The organism is Bradyrhizobium sp. 199, from assembly GCF_023073355.1.
In the GTDB taxonomy this organism is placed as follows: domain Bacteria; phylum Pseudomonadota; class Alphaproteobacteria; order Rhizobiales; family Xanthobacteraceae; genus Bradyrhizobium.
Window position 1 is genome coordinate 2099477 of record NZ_JADPJI010000005.1, and the last position, 18620, is coordinate 2118096.

An 18620-nucleotide genomic window follows, 5' to 3' on the forward strand; every position below is an offset into this window, starting at 1 on the left:
CGAGCACGGTCTTGCGAAAGACCGTCTCGTTGACGTGGCCCCGTCGGCATCGGCAAGCTATCTCCGGTTCTCCTCGCAGAACTTCAACGCCGCCAGCGCTTCGCCGGCACGGGGCATCTGCATCTCGATGCTGTCCTCGTCATCGTCCTCGAAATCGAGCGTGATGCGCTTGGCCTTCGACAGGCGATCCATCATCGACTGGTCGTACTCGAAGATGCCGCGTACGGTGGTCGTGTCCATGACCTCCCACTTTGCCTTCTTCATGATGTCCGCATCATCAGTGCCGACATCGGCCCGGAGGATCTCGCCGACCTTCTCCCATTCCCAGCCATCGTAGATCATCACGATTACGATCGCCTTGTCGGAATAGGTGATCACGATCACATAGTCGCGGTTCTCGTCATCCTTGTCCTTGTAGCCAAGGCTCGCGCTGCAGTGCGCATCCTGCGTACGCTTTTCGATGGTCCAGTCGCCGACCTTGGATTGCTGCGCAAGTGCCGGCCCGGCGCTCAAGCCCCCCGCGGCCAGCAAAACGGCGAGAAGGAATCGTTTCATGTCAGCCTCCAACGCGTTGCCCGGGCTGAGATGACCACCTCTGCGGGAGGCCCGCAAGGACGGGCGCCGCCGCGGCATTTGGCGGGCCCGCAGTGCACAAAATCCGCCCCGGGGGTTCCCCCGCGAAACCGCATTCCCGATGCGACGAAACACGCCTGAAACAGATCGCCGGTTAAGTGGTTGTCAAAATAAATACAGGGACGGCTACCATGCAATTCCTCCTCGAGCTGATCTACGAATATTCCTGCTGCCAAAACCTCGTTGCCCAACCAGCGCGGGAGGATGAGCGATGATCGAGCTGATCTCCGGCCTGCTTGCCCTTTGTAGCGTCGGCGTCTTCGCGGCGCATGCGTTGGATGCCTACCGCACGACGCACTACTGACCGCTCGCCATTTCCAGCGCTAGTACGGCCGCCGGTAGAAGTGCTCCGAATGCGTGGCCGGCGGAAAGCGGTTGGCGAGCGCGAGCGCGCCCCTCTCGTCGGTCTCGAGCGCGATCTTCTGCGCCAACATCACGTCGCCCGGCACCAGGAAGCCTGACGGGACGAAGCACCATCCCATCGTCGCCCGGCCTTCGCCGTCGATCTCGTGGACGTTGGCGGCGGTGCCGTAGTGAATGCGATAGGTCTTGCCCGTCTCGCAGCCGACGACGTCGAAATACCGGTGCTCCTCGAATTGCGCGCGTTGTGCGGGCGAGAGCCATTCGAAGAGCAGCCGGCGGCCGCGGGCATCCGGCGTGTTCTCCCCGAAGAAACGTCGATAGAGTTCGCGCAGCGCATGCAGACGCGCACGCGCCGGGGCGCGGAGCCAAACTGCCGCGATCATGGGCAGCTCAGATCAACCGCCGACCAGGCGGGGATAGAACAGCGTTTCCTGCGCGGTCGGGTCGAACGATCTGATACGGGTGACCTCGCCGGGCCCGGTCCGCAGCGCGGCGGTGAAGCCGGCTCCGGTCAGCTCCCGAAAGCGCCGTTCGGCCCGCGCCAGCGCTTCGGCATTGCCAGGATCAAACTCGTGGCGTGTATCGCCAGTCTGGTCCATCACGATCTGGGTTGCCATGGTGAGTCTCCTCATGCCCAGCCCCGAACTTGATCAAAGCAAACCTTGGGCCGTCAGTTCCTGATGGCAACAACTTTCTCCGGCCGGCGCATCACGCCTTGCTGAAGAAGAGCGTTTTCGAGGAAAGTGGACGCGGCTCGCGTAAGAAAACGCGCCAACGAAAATCAGGGGCCCCGTTCGAAAACGGGTTCTCGTCAGCGCGAGGCCGCCGCGCCTCCGCCCTCGTCGATCTGCCGGCCCATGAGCGCGATCGCCTTCTGATAGACGCCGGCGGCATTCCAGGCCTCGATGGCGACGAAATTAGGCTCGCCCGGCTGGTAACCCGCTCCCGCTTTCCAGCCATGGGCTTTGAGGAAATTCGCCGTCGAATTCAGCGCGTTGGCGGCGACTTCGAGGTTGCCGGTGCCATAGGCCAGGATGTTCTTGGGCATGAACTGGGTCTGGCCGACCTCGCCATGCATCGAACCGCGGGTTGCCCCCGACAGCGTGCCGCGGTCGATCAGCTTGAGGGCGGCATAGAGCTGGTCGGTGAAGAATTCGGGACGGCGGCAGTCATAGGCAAGGGTCGCGATCGAGGAGAGCATGTTCTGGTTGCCGCGCTGGCTACCGAAGCCGGTCTCCATGCCCCAGATCGCGATCAGGGGTCCGGGCGGGACGCCATAGCGCTGCTGGATCGAGGCGAACAAGGCGGCCTGGGACTGCTTGAGCTGCCGGCCCTTGACAACGATGGTGGTGGCCCCGCGCTTGGCCAGGAACTGGTCGAGCGTCAGCTGGAAGCTGCGCTGGCCGCGGTCGGCTGCGATGGTGGCGCTGGCGTAATTGGTCTGCATCAGCGCCGCGAGCGCGGTCTGGCCGACACCCTTGCCCTGTGCCTCCGCACTGAACTCGCGCTTCCAGGCTTCAAAGCCGGCCGGCGAGCTGCCGCACTGCGCGGCCTCGGCGGGCGCCAGGCACCCAAGCAGCGCCATCGCGCCAAAAACCGCCCCCGCAACAGCCCTGCCCCTGATCATACCAACTATCTCCGTCTTCTGCCGATCGGCAATCTTATCCACTTGGACGCGCCGACTCCATGGCCTGATCATAGGACAATTCCAAGCCTTCCAGATTGCCTTCCTTCCGCCATTTGTCGAGCAGCCGCAGGAACGCCACCGGTCCGCGCCAATATTGGCTGTTTCTTGCCGCGATCGGATCAAACACGCCTTCGTTGTTGTAGTAGCCGGGGGTGCATTCGGCGAGATAGGTCTGGCGGCCGACTGCGGCCTTGACGACCTCGTCGACCCAGGCGTTCTCGGCGGCGAGCGTCGGCTCCAGCGTCCGCGCTTTGCGCTTGCGCGCCTGAGCGATCACATAGGCGATATGCTGCGACTGCTCGTCGATGATGTGCGGGAAGTTGGCGCTTTGGCCGGCCTGCACCGTGACGATCAGGAAGCAGTTCGGGAAGCCGCGGCTGTAGAAGCCGTGCAGTGTCTTTACGCCGCCCTGCCAGCGCTCGGACAGGCTCGTGCCATCACGGCCATAGACCTCGAAGCCCATGCGGCGGGCGTAATCGGTGCCGACCTCAAAGCCGCTGGCATAGATCAGGCAATCGAGCTCATAGGCCTTGCCGTCAGCCACGACGGCGTTCTCGGTGATGCGTTCGACGCCCTGCCCTTTGGTGTCGATGAGATGCACGTTGGGCCGATTGAAGGTGTCGAGGTACTCGTCGTGGAAGCACGGCCGTTTGCAGAACGCCTTGTACCAGGGCTTGAGCGCCTCCGCGGTCGCCTTGTCCTTGACGACCTCGTCGACGCGGGCGCGGATCTCCTCCATCTTGCGGTAGTCGGCCTGCTCGATAACCTTCAGCGCCTCCTCCATCGAGGTCACCGGTTGCGGCTGCCGACGCGGCGCCAGCAATATCTCGCCGAGCAGGCCAGTCCAGCCGTCCTGCACCAGGTCCCGTTCGAACGGCTCGCCTGATATCACCGACGTAAAATTGTCCATGCGCTCGCGCTGCCAGCCGGGCGCAAGGCTCTGCGCCCAGCCCTGATCGGTCGGCCGGTCGTCCCGCACGCCGATCGCCGACGGGGTGCGCTGGAAGACATAGAGCTCCTTCGCCGAACGGCCGAGATGCGGCACGCATTGCACGGCCGTGGCGCCGGTGCCGATGATGCCGACGCGTTTGTCGGCAAGGCCGGTCAGACCACCATCCGCGTTGCCGCCGGTATAGCCGTAATCCCAACGGCTGGTATGAAAGCTGTGGCCCTTGAAGGTCTCGATGCCGGGTATGCCCGGCAGCTTCGGCCGGCTGAGCGGACCGCCGGCGAGGATGACGAAGCGTGCGCGCACGAGATCGCCGCGATCGGTCTCGACCAGCCAACGCGCTGACTGCTCCTGCCACATCATCCGCGAGATGACGGTCTGAAACAGCGCGCGTTCGTAGAGACCGAAATGACGGCCGATGCGGCGGGAGTGCTCGTAGATCTCCGGCGCCCTGGCGTATTTGCGCACCGGCATGTAGCCGGTCTCTTCAAGTAGCGGCAGATAGATGTAGCTCTCGGTATCGCAGGCAGCTCCAGGATAACGATTCCAGTACCAGGTGCCGCCGAAGTCGGCAGCCTTTTCCACGATGCGGAAATCATCGATGCCGGCCTCGCGCAGGCGCGCGCCACAGAGAAGCCCGCCAAAGCCACCGCCGACGACCAGCACTTCAGTCTCTTCACTGACAGCTGCGCGCGCAAATCCGGGATCGGCCCAGGGGTCGTCGAGGTAGCGGCCGAAATCGCCTGCTACTTCGACATACTGCGCCTTGCCCTCGGCGCGTAAACGGCGGTCGCGCTCATCGCGATAGCGCGCACGAAGAGCCTCCACATCGACCGTAGGCTCGCCGGCTGCGCCGGTCTTGTGTCTTTCCGCTGACATGCATTTCCTCCACGGAGAGCGCTGCTTCGCCGGCAGCTCGGATCAGTTAGCCTTGAAAGACCGGCCCATGCAATCGCGTCCAATGTTTTTGCGTGAAGGCCGCGCGACGTTCCGCTAACCTCGATCGCAAATCACAAGTGTACGCCACGTAACGACGTGGCTCTGGAGGAAGCCATGCAGGGATTGATGATGGACATGCCGCTTCTGATCAGCGGCCTGATCCAATATGCCGCGGACTATCACGGCGAAGCCGAGATCGTCGCACGCGAGATCGAGGGCGACATTCATCGCTATACCTATGGGGACGCTCATCCGCGCATCAGGCGTATGGCGCTGGCGTTGAAGCGGCTCGGCATGAACAAAGGCGACCGCGTCGGCACGCTGGCCTGGAACACCCACCGCCATTTCGAGATGTTCTATGCCGCCCCCGGGATGGGCTATGTGCTGCACACCGTCAACCCGCGGCTGTTCCCCGAACAGCTCGTCTACATCATCAACCATGCCGAGGATCGCCTGCTGTTCATCGACCGCGCGACGCTGCCGATCGTCGAGGCGATCGCGCCGGAGCTCAAGACGATCGAGGCTTACGTCGTGATGTCTTCGCGCGAGCGCATGCCCGAGACGACGCTCGCGAACGTGCATTGCTACGAGGACTTGCTGGCCAAAGAGAACGACGCCGGCTTCGCCTGGCCTGAGTTCGACGAAAAATCCGCCTCCACCATCTGCTACACCTCGGGCACAACAGGTAATCCCAAGGGCGTAATCTATTCGCACCGCGCCGCAATCCTGCAAACCATGACCTGCTGCAATTTCGACTTCCTGCCGGGACATGTCGAAGGGGTGCGCGAGGTGATGATGCCGATGGCGCCTCTCTTCCATGGCAATGGCTGGAACATGCCGTTTACCGCACCCTATACCGGCTCGAAGCTGGTGCTGCCCGGCCGCAATTACGAGCCCGACAAGCTCTATGAACTGCTCGAAGGCGAGAAGGTGACGCTGTCGGCGGGTGTGCCGAGTTTCTGGCTCATCCTGCTCGACTGGCTCGGTCGCACCGGCAACAGATTCTCGACGCTGCGCGCAACGCTGTCGTCAGGCTCGGCGCCGCCGCGCGCCATGATCGAGAAGCTCAAGCGCGACTATGACATCGACTACATCCAGGCCTGGGGCATGACCGAGGCCCTGGGATGCTCGATGCCTGGCCTGCGTCCGGGCTCGGAGCACCTCACCGACAAGGAGACATTCGACCGGCGCCAGGTCTCGGGCCGCGCCTGCTTCGGCACCGCCTTACGCATCGTCGACGATGCCGGCGTTGAGTTGCCGCGCGACGGCAAGACCGTCGGACATCTGCGCGCCCGCGGGCCGTGGGTCGCCTCCGGCTATATGAAGCTCGACGAGGGCCTCGACCGCGACGGCTGGCTGATCACCGGCGACATGGCGGTAATCGATCCCCAAGGCCACGTCACGCTGACCGACCGCTCCAAGGACGTGATCAAGTCCGGCGGCGAATGGATCTCCTCGATTCAGCTCGAGGACGTTGCCCTGTCCCATCCCGATGTGCTGCAGGCCGCCGTGGTCGCGATCAACCATGAGAAATGGCAGGAGCGCCCCCTGCTCCTCGTCGTCCGCAAGAAGGGCGCGACGGTCGACGGCAAGACGCTGCTCGACCATATGCGTCCCAAGATCGCGAGCTGGTGGATGCCGGACGCCGTCGAATTCCTCGACGAGTTCCCGATGACGGGGACCGGCAAGGTGCTGAAGTCGGCCCTGCGCGAGAAGTTCAGGGAGTACCGCGTCGCGTGAGCCTCCGCGATCGCGCTCGGGCCGTCCGTGCGCAATCGTCTTCATCTTTTGGTAGATTTGGAGGCGATATAGCGAAACCTCGCTAATCCCTTATCGAGGACACCATGGCGTTTTCCGGATTGGGCCTGCATCTCGGCAATTTATCGCGCCTCTCGAATGCGCAGACGCGCTCGATCAGCCCCGAGAACTTCACCGGCGAGAAGGGCAAGGGCGGCATGTCCGTCGACGGGCCCGCCGCGCGCCAGGCACGCGATCTCGGACAGGGCTGGAAGGTCTCGCCCTATGTCGTCATCGAGCCGGGTACGACTTTCACGCTCGCCGACATACAAGGTCAGGGCGCGATCCAGCAGATCTGGATGACGCTGGCGCGCGGGCGGCTGCGCCACTCAATTCTGCGCATCAACTGGGACGACCAGGAACAGCCGAGCGTCGAATGCCCGGCCGGCGATTTCTTCGCCTGCGGATGGGAAGAGTTCGCGCAAGTGTCCTCGCTCGCCGTCTGTGTCAATCCCGGCCGCGCCTTCAACTGCTATTGGGAAATGCCGTTCCGCAAGCGTGCGCGCTTTACGCTGGAGAACCGCAGCGAGGAGCAGCTCACCGTCTACTACCAGATCAACTATGCCCTGACCGACGTGCCCGAGGACTGCGGCTATTTTCATGCGCAGTTCCGCCGCACCAATCCGCTGCCTTACAAGGAGGTCTATACCATCCTCGACGACATCAGCGGCACGGGCCACTATGTCGGCACCTACATGGCCTGGGGCGTCAACAACAATGGCTGGTGGGGCGAAGGCGAAATCAAATTCTTCATCGACGGCGATGGCGAATTCCCGACAATTTGCGGCACCGGCACCGAGGACTATTTTTGCGGCGCCTACAATTTCGATCCCCATGTCGCGCATGCCGGCCAGGGGCAGTCCCGCTACGTGGAGTTCACCACGCCCTATGCCGGCCTGCCGCAGGTGATCCGGCCCGACGGCGTCTACAAATCGCAGCAGCGCTTCGGCCTGTATCGCTGGCACATCCCCGATCCCGTACGCTTCCGGAGCGATCTGCGCGTGACGATCCAGGCGCTGGGCTGGCTGCCCGGCGCGAAGGAGGGAAAATACCTTCCCCTGCAGGACGACATCGCCTCGGTCGCGTTCTGGTACCAGACGCTGCCGACGGCGCCATTCCCGAAACTGCCCGGCCCGGACTATCTCGAAATCGGCTGAACCTGCGGCCGATGATCATGGAGACCACAGATGCTCTATCCGATGTCGCCAAAAGTCGTCGAGCTCAAGCGCAAGCTCGAAAGCTTCATGGACCGGCACATCTATCCGAACGAGGAGCGCTTCTATCGCGAGGCCGAAGAGCTCGGGCCGTGGAAAGTCTATCCCGTCGTCGAGGAGCTGAAGCCGCTGGCGCGCGCCGAAGGCCTCTGGAATCTGTTCCTGCCGGAATCCGGCCATGGCGCGGGCCTCACCAACCTCGAATATGCCCCGCTCTGCGAGGTGATGGGCCGCTCGCATCTGGCGCCCGAAGTGTTCAATTGCTCGGCGCCCGATACCGGCAACATGGAGGTGCTGGAGCGCTATGGTTCGGAGAGCGATAAGGAGCGTTGGCTGAAGCCGCTGCTGGCTGGCGAGATCCGCTCCTGCTTCGCCATGACCGAACCTGCGGTCGCCTCATCCGACGCGACCAACATCGAAAGCTCGATCGTGCGTGACGGCGACCATTACGTGATCAACGGGCGCAAATGGTACACGACCAACGCGACCGATCCCCGCTGCAAGATCTGCATCTTCATGGGCAAGACCGATCCCGATAATCCCGACCGGCACAAGCAGCAATCCATGATCCTGGTGCCGATGGAGACGCCCGGGATCGAGGTGAAGCGCGCCCTGCCGGTGTTCGGCTTCTACGGCGTGCCCGACCGCGCCTCCGAGGTCGTCTTCACCAATGTGCGCGTGCCCCGGGAAAACATGTTGCTCGGCGAAGGCCGCGGTTTCGAAATCGCGCAAGGCCGCCTCGGCCCCGGCCGCATCCATCACTGCATGCGGCTGGTTGGACTAGCCGAGCGCACGCTGGAGAAGATGTGCCGCCGCGTACGCAGCCGCTTCGCCTTCGGCAAGTTCGTCTCCGAGCAGACGGTGACGCAGGAGCGCATCGCGGAAGCCCGTATCATGATCGAGCAGGCGCGGCTACTGACGTTGAACGCGGCTTACGCGATGGACACGGTCGGCAACAAGGTGGCCAAGGCCGAGATCGCCATGATCAAGGTCGCGGTGCCCAACATGGCCTGCCAGGTCATCGACTGGGCGATCCAGGCCCATGGCGGCGGCGGCACCTCGAACGATTTCGGTTTGACACAGGCCTACGCCACCGCGCGCCTGCTCCGCCTCGCGGACGGCCCGGACGAGGTTCACAGGAACCAGATCGCGCGGTTCGAACTGAAGAAATATTCGAACGCTTGAAAGGCGTGTTCGTCGGATAAGGCGGCGCTTTTCTTCCCTCGCCTCAGTTCACCACGTACACATCCGGATCTGCGCTCGAGCTCGGCTTCTTGAAGGCGTTGCGCAGAGCCGGCGACATCGGGACGTTGTAGTTGAGGCCGTTCGGTGGCGTCGGCGATTGCAGCCATTTCTTGTAGAGCACCTCGATTTCCGGGCTTGCATAGAGCTCCGCAGTCGCGCGATCGGCGAGCGCCTTGAACGGCGCGTCCTCTCGCCGCAGCATGATGCCGTAAGGCTCGGGCTTGGAGAACGCCTCCTCGCTGATCATGAAGGCTTGCGGCTCCTTCGAGCGCGCGATCGCAACCGCCAGCTGGACGTCATCGAGTGCGTAGGCCTGGGCGCGGTCGGTTTCCAGCAGCAGGAAGGCTTCGGCCTGGTCCTTCGCCGGCATCACATTGATGCCGAGATTGCGTTCGGTATTGACCTTGGCGAGTTGCGTCAGGTTGACCGAGCCAGCCACGGCCGTGACCGCCTTGCCCTTGAGATCGTCGATGGTATCGATCTTCGCGGCCTTCTTGGCAGCAAATCGTGTCGCACTGAGGAAATGCGTGTTGGTGAAGGCGACCTGCTTCTGGCGATCGGCGTTGTTCGTGGTCGCCGAACAGTGCAGATCGAGCGTGCCGTTGACCATCAGCGGGATCCGATTCGACGAGGTCACGGCGAGCGTGTCGACGGCGATGTCCGGCATGCCCAGCTGTGTCTTCACAGCATCGACGATCCTAAGGCAGATCTCCATGGCAAAGCCGACCGGCTTCTGGTTGCCATCGAGATAGCTGAAGGGGACCGAGGCCTCCTGATAGCCGAGCGTAACCTTCTTGGTCTCCTTGATCTTCTGGAGCGTGCCCGAGAGATCTTCAGCTGAGGCCGCGCCCGCTAGACATGTGAGGGCCAGAATAACGGTCGGTAGACGCATCGGCTGCTCCTAAGGGGCTCGCGCCTTCATGCCGGGCGCAGTCGCGGCAGTTGATAGCGCAGGCGCGCTCCAGCCGCCAGACGTGCTCGCGCCTATCAGCTATCACAGCTTTCGATATGACGAGTGATTCTTACGCCTCGATGCCGCGCTGAACCAGGATGCGCTCGGCGCTGTCGTTCCAGACGTCCATCTTGGTGATCTTGCCGTTGCGCACCACGAAGCGGTCGACGTAACGGTTGCCCTCGAACGGGGTCCCATCCATCCATTCGCCATAGAGCGTGCCGACGCTGTAAACCACGGTCTCGCCCTCGCCGGGGCAGACATCGAACCGGTCCATCTTCTTCTTGACCCAGCGGTAGCGCTTGGCGTTGAAGCCGGTCGGGCCGCGCGGATGATCGAACTCGCGCCCGCCAGTGAAGGTGATCACGGTGCCCGGCGCCATGTAGGCTGCCGCAGCATCGGGATCGGGGATCATCGAAGCCGTGAGATAGGCCTCCACGATTGCGGCGTCGGATATCGGAGCGGCTTCGGCTCTTGTGGCAACGGACATTGCTGGTACTCCGGGTTCGCGGAATACTAGCGCCAGACTCGCAAAATCCATGCATATATTTTGAACACTTGCCCCGCTACACTGCCGACAATCTGGAGCCGCCGATCCCGGTTGATTGCTCTAAATTTTGTCCGCAAGAGCCATGACAAGCCAGCCCTCCTTCGACCTGATCTTCCGCAATGCGCTGTTGCGATCATCCGCCGCGTCCGTCGACATCGGCGTGAAAGCCGGCCGGATCGTCGCGATCGAGCCGAAGCTTGCCTGTGAAGCGGTCGAGGTCGACGTCGGCGGACACCTGGCCCTGCCCGGTTTCGTCGACACCCACGTCCACCTCGACAAAGCCTGCCTGCTCGACCGCTGCGGACACGATCACGGCAGTCTCGGTGACGCCATCCGGGCCGTCTCGGCGATGAAACGCGATTTCACCGTCGAGGACGTCTATGCCCGCGGCGCGCGGGTGCTGGAACGCGCGATCGTGCACGGCACGACGCGCATGCGCACGCACGTGGAAATTGATCCACGGGTCGGCCTGCGGAGCTTCGAGGCGGTGAAGGCGCTGCGGCGCGATTACGCCTGGGCGATCGACCTGTCTCTCTGTGTCTTCCCGCAGGAAGGACTGACCAACGATCCCGGAGCCGACGAACTGCTGGTCGAGGCTTTGCGTGACGGCGGCGACGTGATCGGCGGCTGTCCTTATACCGACACCGACCCGAATGGGCATCTCGCGCGCATCTTCGACCTCGCGCAGGAGTTCGACGTCGACGTCGACCTCCATCTGGATTTCGATCTCGATCCCTCCTGGTGGCATCTTGACGAAGTCTGCCGGCAGACCGAGCGGCGCGACTATCAGGGACGCGTGGCGATCGGCCATGCGACGAAACTCTCCGCCCTGCCGCCCGAGCGGATGAAGGCTGCCACCGCGCAACTCGCAACAGCCGGCATCGCCGTCACCGTGCTGCCCGCGACTGATCTGTATCTGATGGGGCGCGACGCCACCCACAACGCGCCGCGCGGGCTGACACTCGCCCACAAGCTCGCGGGCGCCGGCGTGGTGTGTTCGATCGCGACCAACAACGTCCTCAATCCGTTTACGCCGTTCGGCGACGCATCGCTGCTGCGGATGGCAAACTTCTACGCCAATGTCGCGCACGCATCGGTCGCCGATTTCGACACCTGCCTCGATCTCGTGACCGAACTGCCGGCGCGGCTGATGAACCTCGACGATTACGGCATCAAGCTCGGCAATCCCGCCGATCTCATCGTGCTCGATACAAAAGATAGCCGCTTCGCCATCGCCGAGCTGCCTGATATCCTGATGGGCTTCAAGAGCGGCCGACAGACCTTTGTGCGGCAGCGGCCGGCTTTGTTCCGGCCCGGGGCCTGAACAGGCTTCCGGCGATTTCCAACGGTCAACGGGGGCACGGCTGATCATTTGGACCGCTTCCTCCAGTTTTCCTGCCGATTCCGCCCCCAAATCCGAGTCCGGTAGAATCCCGGACCGTAACTGCGCGCATTGAACAAGAGGCGGTCCGGATCATACTAAGGGGGCGCTCTGAACCATCTGGGTTGAGTGAGGAAGTGTGTCATGTTCAACGCATTCAGTAGCATCGATTATCGCTCCATTCGGGCCAACACGCCCGCGGAAAAGGCCGTCAAGCGGCTGAATGGCATCGGCGAAGTTCTATCGGACCTCGATATCTCGGCGATCCACACGCAAGCCGACATGACCCGCGCGCTCTTGACGCTCGACACCGCCGACAAGTGCATCCGCATGATCCTCACCGAGTTCCGTACCGCGCCTGCCAGGGAGCAGGTCGTCCGCAAGGCCAAGAGCCTGGTCGAGCTGATCGAGCTCGCCCGCGACGAGATCTCGAACTATCGTGACGGCGGCACGGTCTTGAGCTGAACGCACGCGTTCGGCGTCAGCGCTTGATCTTCGCCAGTATCCGGTCTGCCTCGGTACGCCAATCAGCACTGCGGGCGAACTCCTTCGTGCCCCTCGCGCCAAACAGCCCTTCATCGGCAAGATCGGCGACCCACGCCTGACGCTCGGCGGTGCCCTGCGCGGACCATGGCGTCAGCCCTGCCTCGCGCACCGTCTCGGCGACCTCACGCACTTCCTCGGCACGGCGGCGACCGTGCTCGATCACGCGCTGGAAGAAATAGGCGCCCTGCTTCTCCCAATTGATGGCGGGGAACGTCTCCGCGAGCGAGGCCAGCACCGCATCCTCGACTCCATAGGCGCGCGCGGTCGTAAAGCTCTCGATGACCATCGCCTCCAGGCCCTTGATCATGATGCTGCGGCACATCTTCACCGCCGAGGCCACGCCGAGCTCGTCGCTCGCAACCTTCGCAGCAAAGCCGATCGCGTTCAGAAACGGTTCGATCTCCCTCGCGCCGGGACCGCCGAGCAGCAGCGGCACCTTGATGCGATAAGGCGGCACCGAGGTCATCACCGCGCCTTCGACATAGCGGCCGCCTCCGGCATCGATCAGTGCCGCCGCACGCTGCTTGGCGCCGGGAGATGCCGAGTTGAAGTCGACGAACCAGGTGCCCTGGTTGATCGCGGCTGCACAGGCCTTCGCCACCGGCACAGCCTGGCTGGCGGTGACCGCGGAGATGATGAAGTCGCATTTCGCGGCCAGCTCAGCATGAGAGGCTGTGAGCGTCACGCCGAATTTCGCCGCGTGTTCCTTCAACGAAGCACCCTGCTCGCCTCCGAGCTTGATGTCGTGGGCAGCGACTTTGATGTCCTGCTGGCGCAAATCCTCGGCCAAAATCCTGCCGACCTCGCCATATCCGACGAGCCCGATCTGCCAGCGCTTCGGATCCGCCATCAGTTCAACCCTCTTGTCGTTTCGTCGAACAGCTCCTCGACTGCATAGCGGCGCGGGATCAGCGCCTGCTGGAATGCGTAGTCGACGATCAGTTCGAGCGACTTCCCGTTCGCCTCTACCCCGAACGGGACGAGGTCCGGCGAGGCCGCCGGCTCCATCTGCTCTTTATTGCGCTTGAGGAGATCATAGACGCCCGCGACGACGTCGGGGCGCGATCTCGCGAGTTGCTCGGTTACGACCACGAGATGGTTGACCGGCACGACGCCGCGGCGGGCATACCATTTGGCAGCTTCTGCAGCGGGATCGGGGAATAAAGGCTTCAGCTCGGGATTCTCAGTGGTTTCACCGAGCACGGCGTCGAGCTCGCCGTCGAGCAGCATCTGAAGGACCTTCTTGTCTTTCGGCGCACGCTCGGTGCTGTCGACATATTCGGCGACGTGCGGGTCCTCGAAGGTGACCCAGCGGATCTTGTCGAGGTTCACACCATAGTCGTTGGCGAGGATCCCCCTGATCCAGGCGCCTGTCGTCGTCGTGAACGAGCGGATACCGACACGCTTGCCTTCGAGACCGGACGGTCCGAGCGATCCGCGCGCAGGATTGTAGAGCGCATAGGAATGCTGGAAGCGGCCGAGCATGGTGGCCGGCAAGAGCACCAGCGGCTTGCCATGCGCCTTCGCCATCAGATAGGTGACGATTGCCATCTCGCAGACGTCGAAGGCCTGCTCGCGCACCATCGGCTTGAACGCCGCGTTGGTGGGCGTGTACTCGATGAAGTTCAGGTCGAAAAATTCGGAGCGGAGTTCGCCGCTCTTCACCGCCTGGACATGGGAGTGGTTGCCGAGCACGGCCTTCAGCTTGACGCGATCCATCCGTCCGCTCCCGCCGTTACCTCAGACGTCCTCGGGGTTGTCGACATAGACGAGCCCGGCCTTCGCCAAGGCCTCGCGCATGTTGTACATGTCGAGCCCCAGCTCGCCAGAGGCAAGCCGCTTGCGTTTGCCGCCTTCGTCCGCATTGCGCTTCTTCGCCTTCTCAGCGACCTCGGCGGCATACCGCTTCGGCACCACGACCACGCCATCGTCATCGGCCACGACGATGTCGCCGGGATCGACGCTGACACCGGCGCAGACGACGGGAATGTTGACCGAGCCGAGCGTCGCCTTGACCGTGCCCTTGGCCGAGACCGCGCGCGACCATACCGGAAACTTCATCTGGTGCAGCGCTTTGACGTCGCGGCAGCCGGCGTCGATGATCAGGCCCCGCACGCCGCGCGCCTGCAGCGAGGTCGCCAGCAGCTCACCGAACATGCCGTCGGTATTGTCGGTGGTGCAGCCGACGACGAGGATATCACCCGTCCTGCATTGCTCGACCGCGACATGGATCATCCAATTGTCGCCCGGCTGCGCCAGCACGGTGACGGCAGGCCCCGCAATCGCCGCGCCCGCCCAGACCGGCCGCAAGTAAGGCTTCATCAGGCCGACGCGCCCATAGGCCTCGTGCACGGTCGACACACCGTACTCCGCCATGCCGGCGGGATCGGCTCGCTCAATGTTGCGAACGACGACCGGCTTCATGCCAACACCTCCGCAACCGTCGGGAACAGCCGCTGATAGGCCTCGCCATAAGTCATGGGCACACCGGTGTTGCGGCTGCCCTGAATGCCGCGGTTGAGCGCGACGCGCTCGTAATAGCCCCAGAGATGCTTCTGCGCGGCCAGGATCTGGAACGCCTCGTACTTCTCCTTCCAGACCTCGTCGATCCTAAGGAGCAGGTCCGGCTTGTAATTGCACTGCTCCGGCTGATGCGGCTCGAACAGGAACACCGGCGGCGCCGAATATTTGTACTGCGCACCGGGCTTGTGGCCCATCGCCTGCGCGACCACACGCGTCTCCTGCGCGAAATGCGCGGCGTTGGGATGGTCGAAATTGTAGGGGTCTTCCAGCGCGTGCGTCAGCACGAAGCTCGGGTTGAGCTCGCGGTAGATGTCGACCATGCGGTCGAAATGCGCCTCGGTGAGCTTCAGCGGATAGTCGCCGCAGTCGAAGAACTCGATCTCGGCGCCCAAAAGCTTCGCCGCCCGCTCCGCCTCGTCCTTGCGGCCGGCCTTGACCGACTCGAGCGTCGCGCCCTTCTCCTTCCAGGCAAACTGGCTCTCGCCGCGCTCACCAAAGGACATGCAGACAATCTTCATGCGATAGCCCTTCTTCGCATGCAGCGCGATGGCGCCGCCGGCGCGCCAGACGAAATCGCCGGGATGGGCGGTGATCACGAGACCTGTTTTCATGGGACAACTCCCCTCTGTCGTTCGTAAGCATCATAGGCTCCCTGCTGCATGCAGGTAGCAAGTTCATCAGGCTGCGACGGCCGCTTGTTCCTCACCGTCGAGCACGCGCCTCAGGCGTTCGCCATCGAGCGCACCTTCCCATTTGGCGATCGCGATGGTCGCAACCGCGTTCCCGATCAGATTGGTCGGCGTCAGCCCCTGCGACATCAGGCGATGGATGCCGAGCACCAGCGCGACACTCGTCACCGGGATGGTGCCGGTGGCTGACAGCGTCGCCGCCAGCACGACAAAGGCGGCGCCCGCGATTCCCGCCGCGCCCTTGGAGGTCACGAGCAGGATCAAGAGCAACTCGATCTGCTCGGCGAGCCCGAACGGCGTGTTGGTCGCCTGCGCCAGGAACACCGAGGCCGCGGCAAGGTAGAGGCAGGTACCGTCGAGATTGAAGGAATAGCCGGTCGGGATCACGAGCCCGACCACGCTCTTCTCGCAGCCCGCCTTCTCCAGCTTGATCAGCATCCGCGGCAACACCGTCTCGGACGATGTGGTGGCGATGCAGATCAACAGCTCTTCCCAGATGTAGCGGATCAGCTTCACCAGCGAGAAGCGGCAGAGACGCGCGACGGGGCCGAGCGCCACGACGATGAAGACCGCGCAGGTGAGATAGAAGCCGCACAGCAGCTTGCCGAGCGAAGCCAGCGAGCCGACACCGAACTTGCCGACTGTAAACGCGATGGCCCCGAATGCGCCGATCGGTGCCGCCCACATCACGAAGCCGACGACGGCGAACACCATCTTGGCGGCGATGTCGATCAGATGGACCAACGGCGCGCCGCGCTCGCCGAGCTGCACCAATGCAAAGCCGCACAGCACGGAAATAAACAGCACCTGGAGAATATTGCCTTCGGCGAAGGCGCCGACGAACGTCACAGGCACGATGTTCATCAGGAACGGCACGAAGCCCATCGCGCCGGTCTGCTTGACATAGGGCTCGATCACGCTGGCATTGATGCTCGCGGGATCGATGTTCATGCCGACGCCGGGCCTGAGCAGGTTGACCGCGACAAGACCGATGATCAACGCGATCGTTGTCATGATCTCGAAATAGACGATCGCCTTGACGGCGACACGCCCGACGCGCGCCATGTCCGCCATATGCGCGATCCCGTGCACGACAGTGCAGAAGATGATCGGCGCGATCAGCATACGGATGGCTTTGATGAAGGCATCGCCCAGCGGCTGCATCTTGGCGCCGGCCTCCGGACTGGCGATCCCAAGCGCGATGCCGGCCGCCATGGCGATGAGCACCTGGATCCAGAGCTCCTTCCACCAGGCCCGCCCGCGCGGCTTGTCGATTGCCATCGCGGTCATTGGTCGAATCCAAACAGGCGTGCGGGATTGTCGACGAGGATCTTTTGCTGGAACTCCGGCTCCGGCGCGAACAGCGGGATCAGGTCGACGAGGTCGCCGTCGTTCGGCATCGCCTTGACGTTGGGATGCGGCCAGTCCGTGCCCCAGATGACGCGGTCGGGCGCGGTCTCGACGATCTTTCGTGCGAACGGCACCGCATCCGTGAACGGTGGACCGCTGGACGACACCCGCTCCGAGCCGCAGATCTTGACCCAGCACTTCTCATCACGCTGCATCAACTCGATCAGGATCTTGAACGGGAGCTGGTCGAGCCCCTCGGACGCCTTCACCCGCCCCATATGATCGATGGTGTAGCTCAGCGGTAGCTTTGCCAACATATCGGCATAGTCAGGCAGGTCGATCGAGTCGAAATGCAAATCGATGTGCCAGCCGAGCGGCGCGACCATGGCAATGACGCGATCGAACACATTCTTGTCAGGGACGCCGCCGAGATGGCGGACGAAATTGAAGCGGCAGCCGCGAAAGCCGCCATTGTGCAGCACGCGAACACCGCGCTCGGTGATGGTGTCATCGATATTGGCGACCGCCCGGTAGGCGCCGTTGCTCTGCGCGATGGCATCGAGCGCCACCGTGTTGTCGGTGCCGTGCACGCTGGCATTGACGATGACCGCGCGCTCGACACCGAGCTTGGCATGAAGTGCCCGAAACTTCTCGAGCGGCGCGTCCGGCGGCGTGTAGGAACGATCCGGCGCATAAGGATATTTCGCGCCGGGCCCGAAGATGTGGCAATGCGCGTCGCAGGCCAGTTTCGGCAGCCTGAACTTCGGCGTGCGCGTGTTCGGATCGGGCGGCGGGATGGTCGGCGTGTACATCATTGTCATCAGGTGAACTTGAACAGGCGCGCCGGGTTGTCGACCAGCAGCTTGTGCTGGACCTTCGCATCAGGCGCATAGAGGGGGATCAGATCGACGATCTCGCCGTCGTCAGGCATGATCTTGACGTTGGGGTGCGGCCAGTCGGTACCCCAGAGGACGCGATCGGGTGCATTGTCGACCAGCGCCTTCGCGAACGGCGTGGCGTCGTGGAACGGCTTTCCAGCCGCGGAGGCACGCTCCAGCCCGGTTATCTTGACCCAGCACTTCTCGTCCTTGTTCTGGAGGTCGAGCAGCGCAGTGAAGCCGGGATCGTCGAGCCCCTTCGCCGCCTGCACCGTTCCCATGTGATCGATCACGTAGGGCGTCGGCAGTGAGGTGAGGACGGGTGCCAATTCGGCAATCGTGCCCGGCTCGAAATAGACGTCGATGTGCCAGCCGAGCTCGGCGACGCGGTGCACGATGCGCCGGAACTTGTTCATGTCGCCGATGCCGCCCAGGCGCTTGAGGAAGGCAAAGCGGCAACCGCAGATGCCGGCCCTGTCGAGCGCCGCCAGCTCCTTCTCGCTCATCTCGTCATTGACGTTGGCAACGCCCTTATAGGCGCCCTCGCTCTGGGCGATGGCGTCGGTGACGACACGGTTATCGGTGCCGTGCACGGTCGCATTCACGATGACGCAGCGCTCGACGCCGATCGTCTCGTGCACGCTGCGGAATGCCTCCAGCGGCGCGTCAGCCGTGTTGTAGGGGCGCTTCTCCGCGAAGGGGTAACGCGACGCCGGACCGAAGATGTGAGCGTGGCTGTCGCAGGATTTTGCCGGCAGCTTGAACGACGGCGTCTTGGGAGTTGGATTCGGCGGCGCGATCGTCGGCATGGTTTTCGGCTCTGCACCTTGCGCGCGTGCCTCGCTCGCGAGCGCCACACCGGTCAGTCCGGTCAAGAGATGCAAGCATTCCCGCCTGTTCATGTTCTCAACACTCCCGTCACAT

The 18620-nt window shown here is 63.4% G+C and carries 19 protein-coding genes; 5 read left to right on the forward strand and 14 right to left on the reverse strand.

The genetic code is table 11. The features are described 5' to 3' along the window. Positions 1-57 precede the first annotated feature (57 nt). The 5 genes from IVB28_RS18710 to IVB28_RS18730 all read right to left on the reverse strand — a co-directional run bounded on the left by IVB28_RS18710 (position 58) and on the right by IVB28_RS18730 (position 4511). Positions 58-555 (reverse strand): hypothetical protein, encoded by a 498-nt coding sequence (locus tag IVB28_RS18710; protein WP_247528044.1) that lies wholly within the window; start codon positions 553-555, stop codon positions 58-60. A gap of 401 nt (positions 556-956) precedes the next feature. Then, positions 957-1379, reverse strand: a complete 423-nt coding sequence (locus IVB28_RS18715) for a hypothetical protein (RefSeq protein ID WP_247528045.1) — start codon at positions 1377-1379, stop codon at positions 957-959. A 12-nt stretch (positions 1380-1391) separates the two neighbouring features. Then, positions 1392-1613: a hypothetical protein gene (locus tag IVB28_RS18720; RefSeq protein ID WP_007592399.1), complete on the reverse strand. Its 222-nt coding sequence runs from the start codon at positions 1611-1613 to the stop codon at positions 1392-1394. 194 nt (positions 1614-1807) lie between these two features. Further along, the gene (locus tag IVB28_RS18725) at positions 1808-2623 is read right to left on the reverse strand and encodes a lytic murein transglycosylase (protein WP_247528046.1); all 816 of its coding nucleotides are present in this window, start codon (positions 2621-2623) and stop codon (positions 1808-1810) included. A 34-nt stretch (positions 2624-2657) separates the two neighbouring features. Next, complete coding sequence (locus IVB28_RS18730; protein WP_247528047.1) at positions 2658-4511, reverse strand: NAD(P)/FAD-dependent oxidoreductase; 1854 nt, start codon at positions 4509-4511, stop codon at positions 2658-2660. A 174-nt stretch (positions 4512-4685) separates the two neighbouring features. Between IVB28_RS18730 and IVB28_RS18735 the strand changes: the two genes are divergently transcribed. From IVB28_RS18735 to IVB28_RS18745, 3 genes are all read left to right on the forward strand, one after another. Further along, positions 4686-6311, forward strand: coding sequence for a long-chain fatty acid--CoA ligase (locus IVB28_RS18735; protein ID WP_247528048.1), 1626 nt, complete (start codon positions 4686-4688; stop codon positions 6309-6311). 104 nt (positions 6312-6415) lie between these two features. After that, positions 6416-7525, forward strand: a complete 1110-nt coding sequence (locus IVB28_RS18740) for a glycoside hydrolase family 172 protein (protein WP_247528049.1) — start codon at positions 6416-6418, stop codon at positions 7523-7525. Positions 7526-7555: 30 nt separating this feature from the next. Further along, entirely contained in the window at positions 7556-8767 is a 1212-nt protein-coding gene (locus IVB28_RS18745; RefSeq protein ID WP_247528050.1) for an acyl-CoA dehydrogenase family protein, read from the forward strand. A 43-nt stretch (positions 8768-8810) separates the two neighbouring features. Here IVB28_RS18745 and IVB28_RS18750 read toward each other — a convergent pair whose 3' ends face one another. Then, positions 8811-9719, reverse strand: a complete 909-nt coding sequence (locus IVB28_RS18750; protein ID WP_247528051.1) for an amino acid ABC transporter substrate-binding protein — start codon at positions 9717-9719, stop codon at positions 8811-8813. A gap of 130 nt (positions 9720-9849) precedes the next feature. Continuing rightward, on the reverse strand, positions 9850-10269 hold the full coding sequence (locus IVB28_RS18755) for a nuclear transport factor 2 family protein (protein WP_247528053.1): 420 nt from the start codon (positions 10267-10269) through the stop codon (positions 9850-9852). Between the two features lie 142 nt (positions 10270-10411). On the opposite strand from IVB28_RS18755, the gene IVB28_RS18760 reads away from it, so the two are divergent. Both IVB28_RS18760 and IVB28_RS18765 read left to right on the forward strand, forming a co-directional pair. Further along, the gene (locus tag IVB28_RS18760) at positions 10412-11653 is read left to right on the forward strand and encodes an amidohydrolase family protein (RefSeq protein ID WP_247528054.1); all 1242 of its coding nucleotides are present in this window, start codon (positions 10412-10414) and stop codon (positions 11651-11653) included. 201 nt (positions 11654-11854) lie between these two features. After that, positions 11855-12175 carry a hypothetical protein gene (locus IVB28_RS18765; protein WP_247528055.1) on the forward strand — a complete coding sequence of 107 codons (321 nt, stop codon included), beginning with the start codon at positions 11855-11857 and terminating at the stop codon, positions 12173-12175. Between the two features lie 16 nt (positions 12176-12191). Here IVB28_RS18765 and IVB28_RS18770 read toward each other — a convergent pair whose 3' ends face one another. The 7 genes from IVB28_RS18770 to IVB28_RS18800 form a co-directional block, all read right to left on the reverse strand. Continuing rightward, complete coding sequence (locus tag IVB28_RS18770) at positions 12192-13109, reverse strand: DUF1932 domain-containing protein (RefSeq protein ID WP_247528599.1); 918 nt, start codon at positions 13107-13109, stop codon at positions 12192-12194. Beyond that, positions 13106-13975 (reverse strand): hypothetical protein, encoded by an 870-nt coding sequence (locus IVB28_RS18775; RefSeq protein WP_247528056.1) that lies wholly within the window; start codon positions 13973-13975, stop codon positions 13106-13108. Before IVB28_RS18775 ends, IVB28_RS18770 begins: the two co-directional genes overlap by 4 nt. 21 nt (positions 13976-13996) lie before the next feature. Next, positions 13997-14680 (reverse strand): 4-carboxy-4-hydroxy-2-oxoadipate aldolase/oxaloacetate decarboxylase, encoded by a 684-nt coding sequence (locus IVB28_RS18780; protein WP_247528057.1) that lies wholly within the window; start codon positions 14678-14680, stop codon positions 13997-13999. Next, positions 14677-15390 (reverse strand): PIG-L deacetylase family protein, encoded by a 714-nt coding sequence (locus IVB28_RS18785; protein WP_247528058.1) that lies wholly within the window; start codon positions 15388-15390, stop codon positions 14677-14679. The genes IVB28_RS18780 and IVB28_RS18785 overlap by 4 nt, the downstream gene beginning before the upstream one ends. Before the next feature lie 66 nt (positions 15391-15456). Continuing rightward, entirely contained in the window at positions 15457-16758 is a 1302-nt protein-coding gene (dctA, locus tag IVB28_RS18790; RefSeq protein WP_247528059.1) for a C4-dicarboxylate transporter DctA, read from the reverse strand. Continuing rightward, on the reverse strand, positions 16755-17639 hold the full coding sequence (locus IVB28_RS18795; RefSeq protein ID WP_247528060.1) for an amidohydrolase family protein: 885 nt from the start codon (positions 17637-17639) through the stop codon (positions 16755-16757). The genes dctA and IVB28_RS18795 overlap by 4 nt, the downstream gene beginning before the upstream one ends. Beyond that, on the reverse strand, positions 17639-18598 hold the full coding sequence (locus IVB28_RS18800) for an amidohydrolase family protein (RefSeq protein ID WP_247528061.1): 960 nt from the start codon (positions 18596-18598) through the stop codon (positions 17639-17641). The genes IVB28_RS18795 and IVB28_RS18800 overlap by 1 nt, the downstream gene beginning before the upstream one ends. Positions 18599-18620 lie beyond the last annotated feature (22 nt).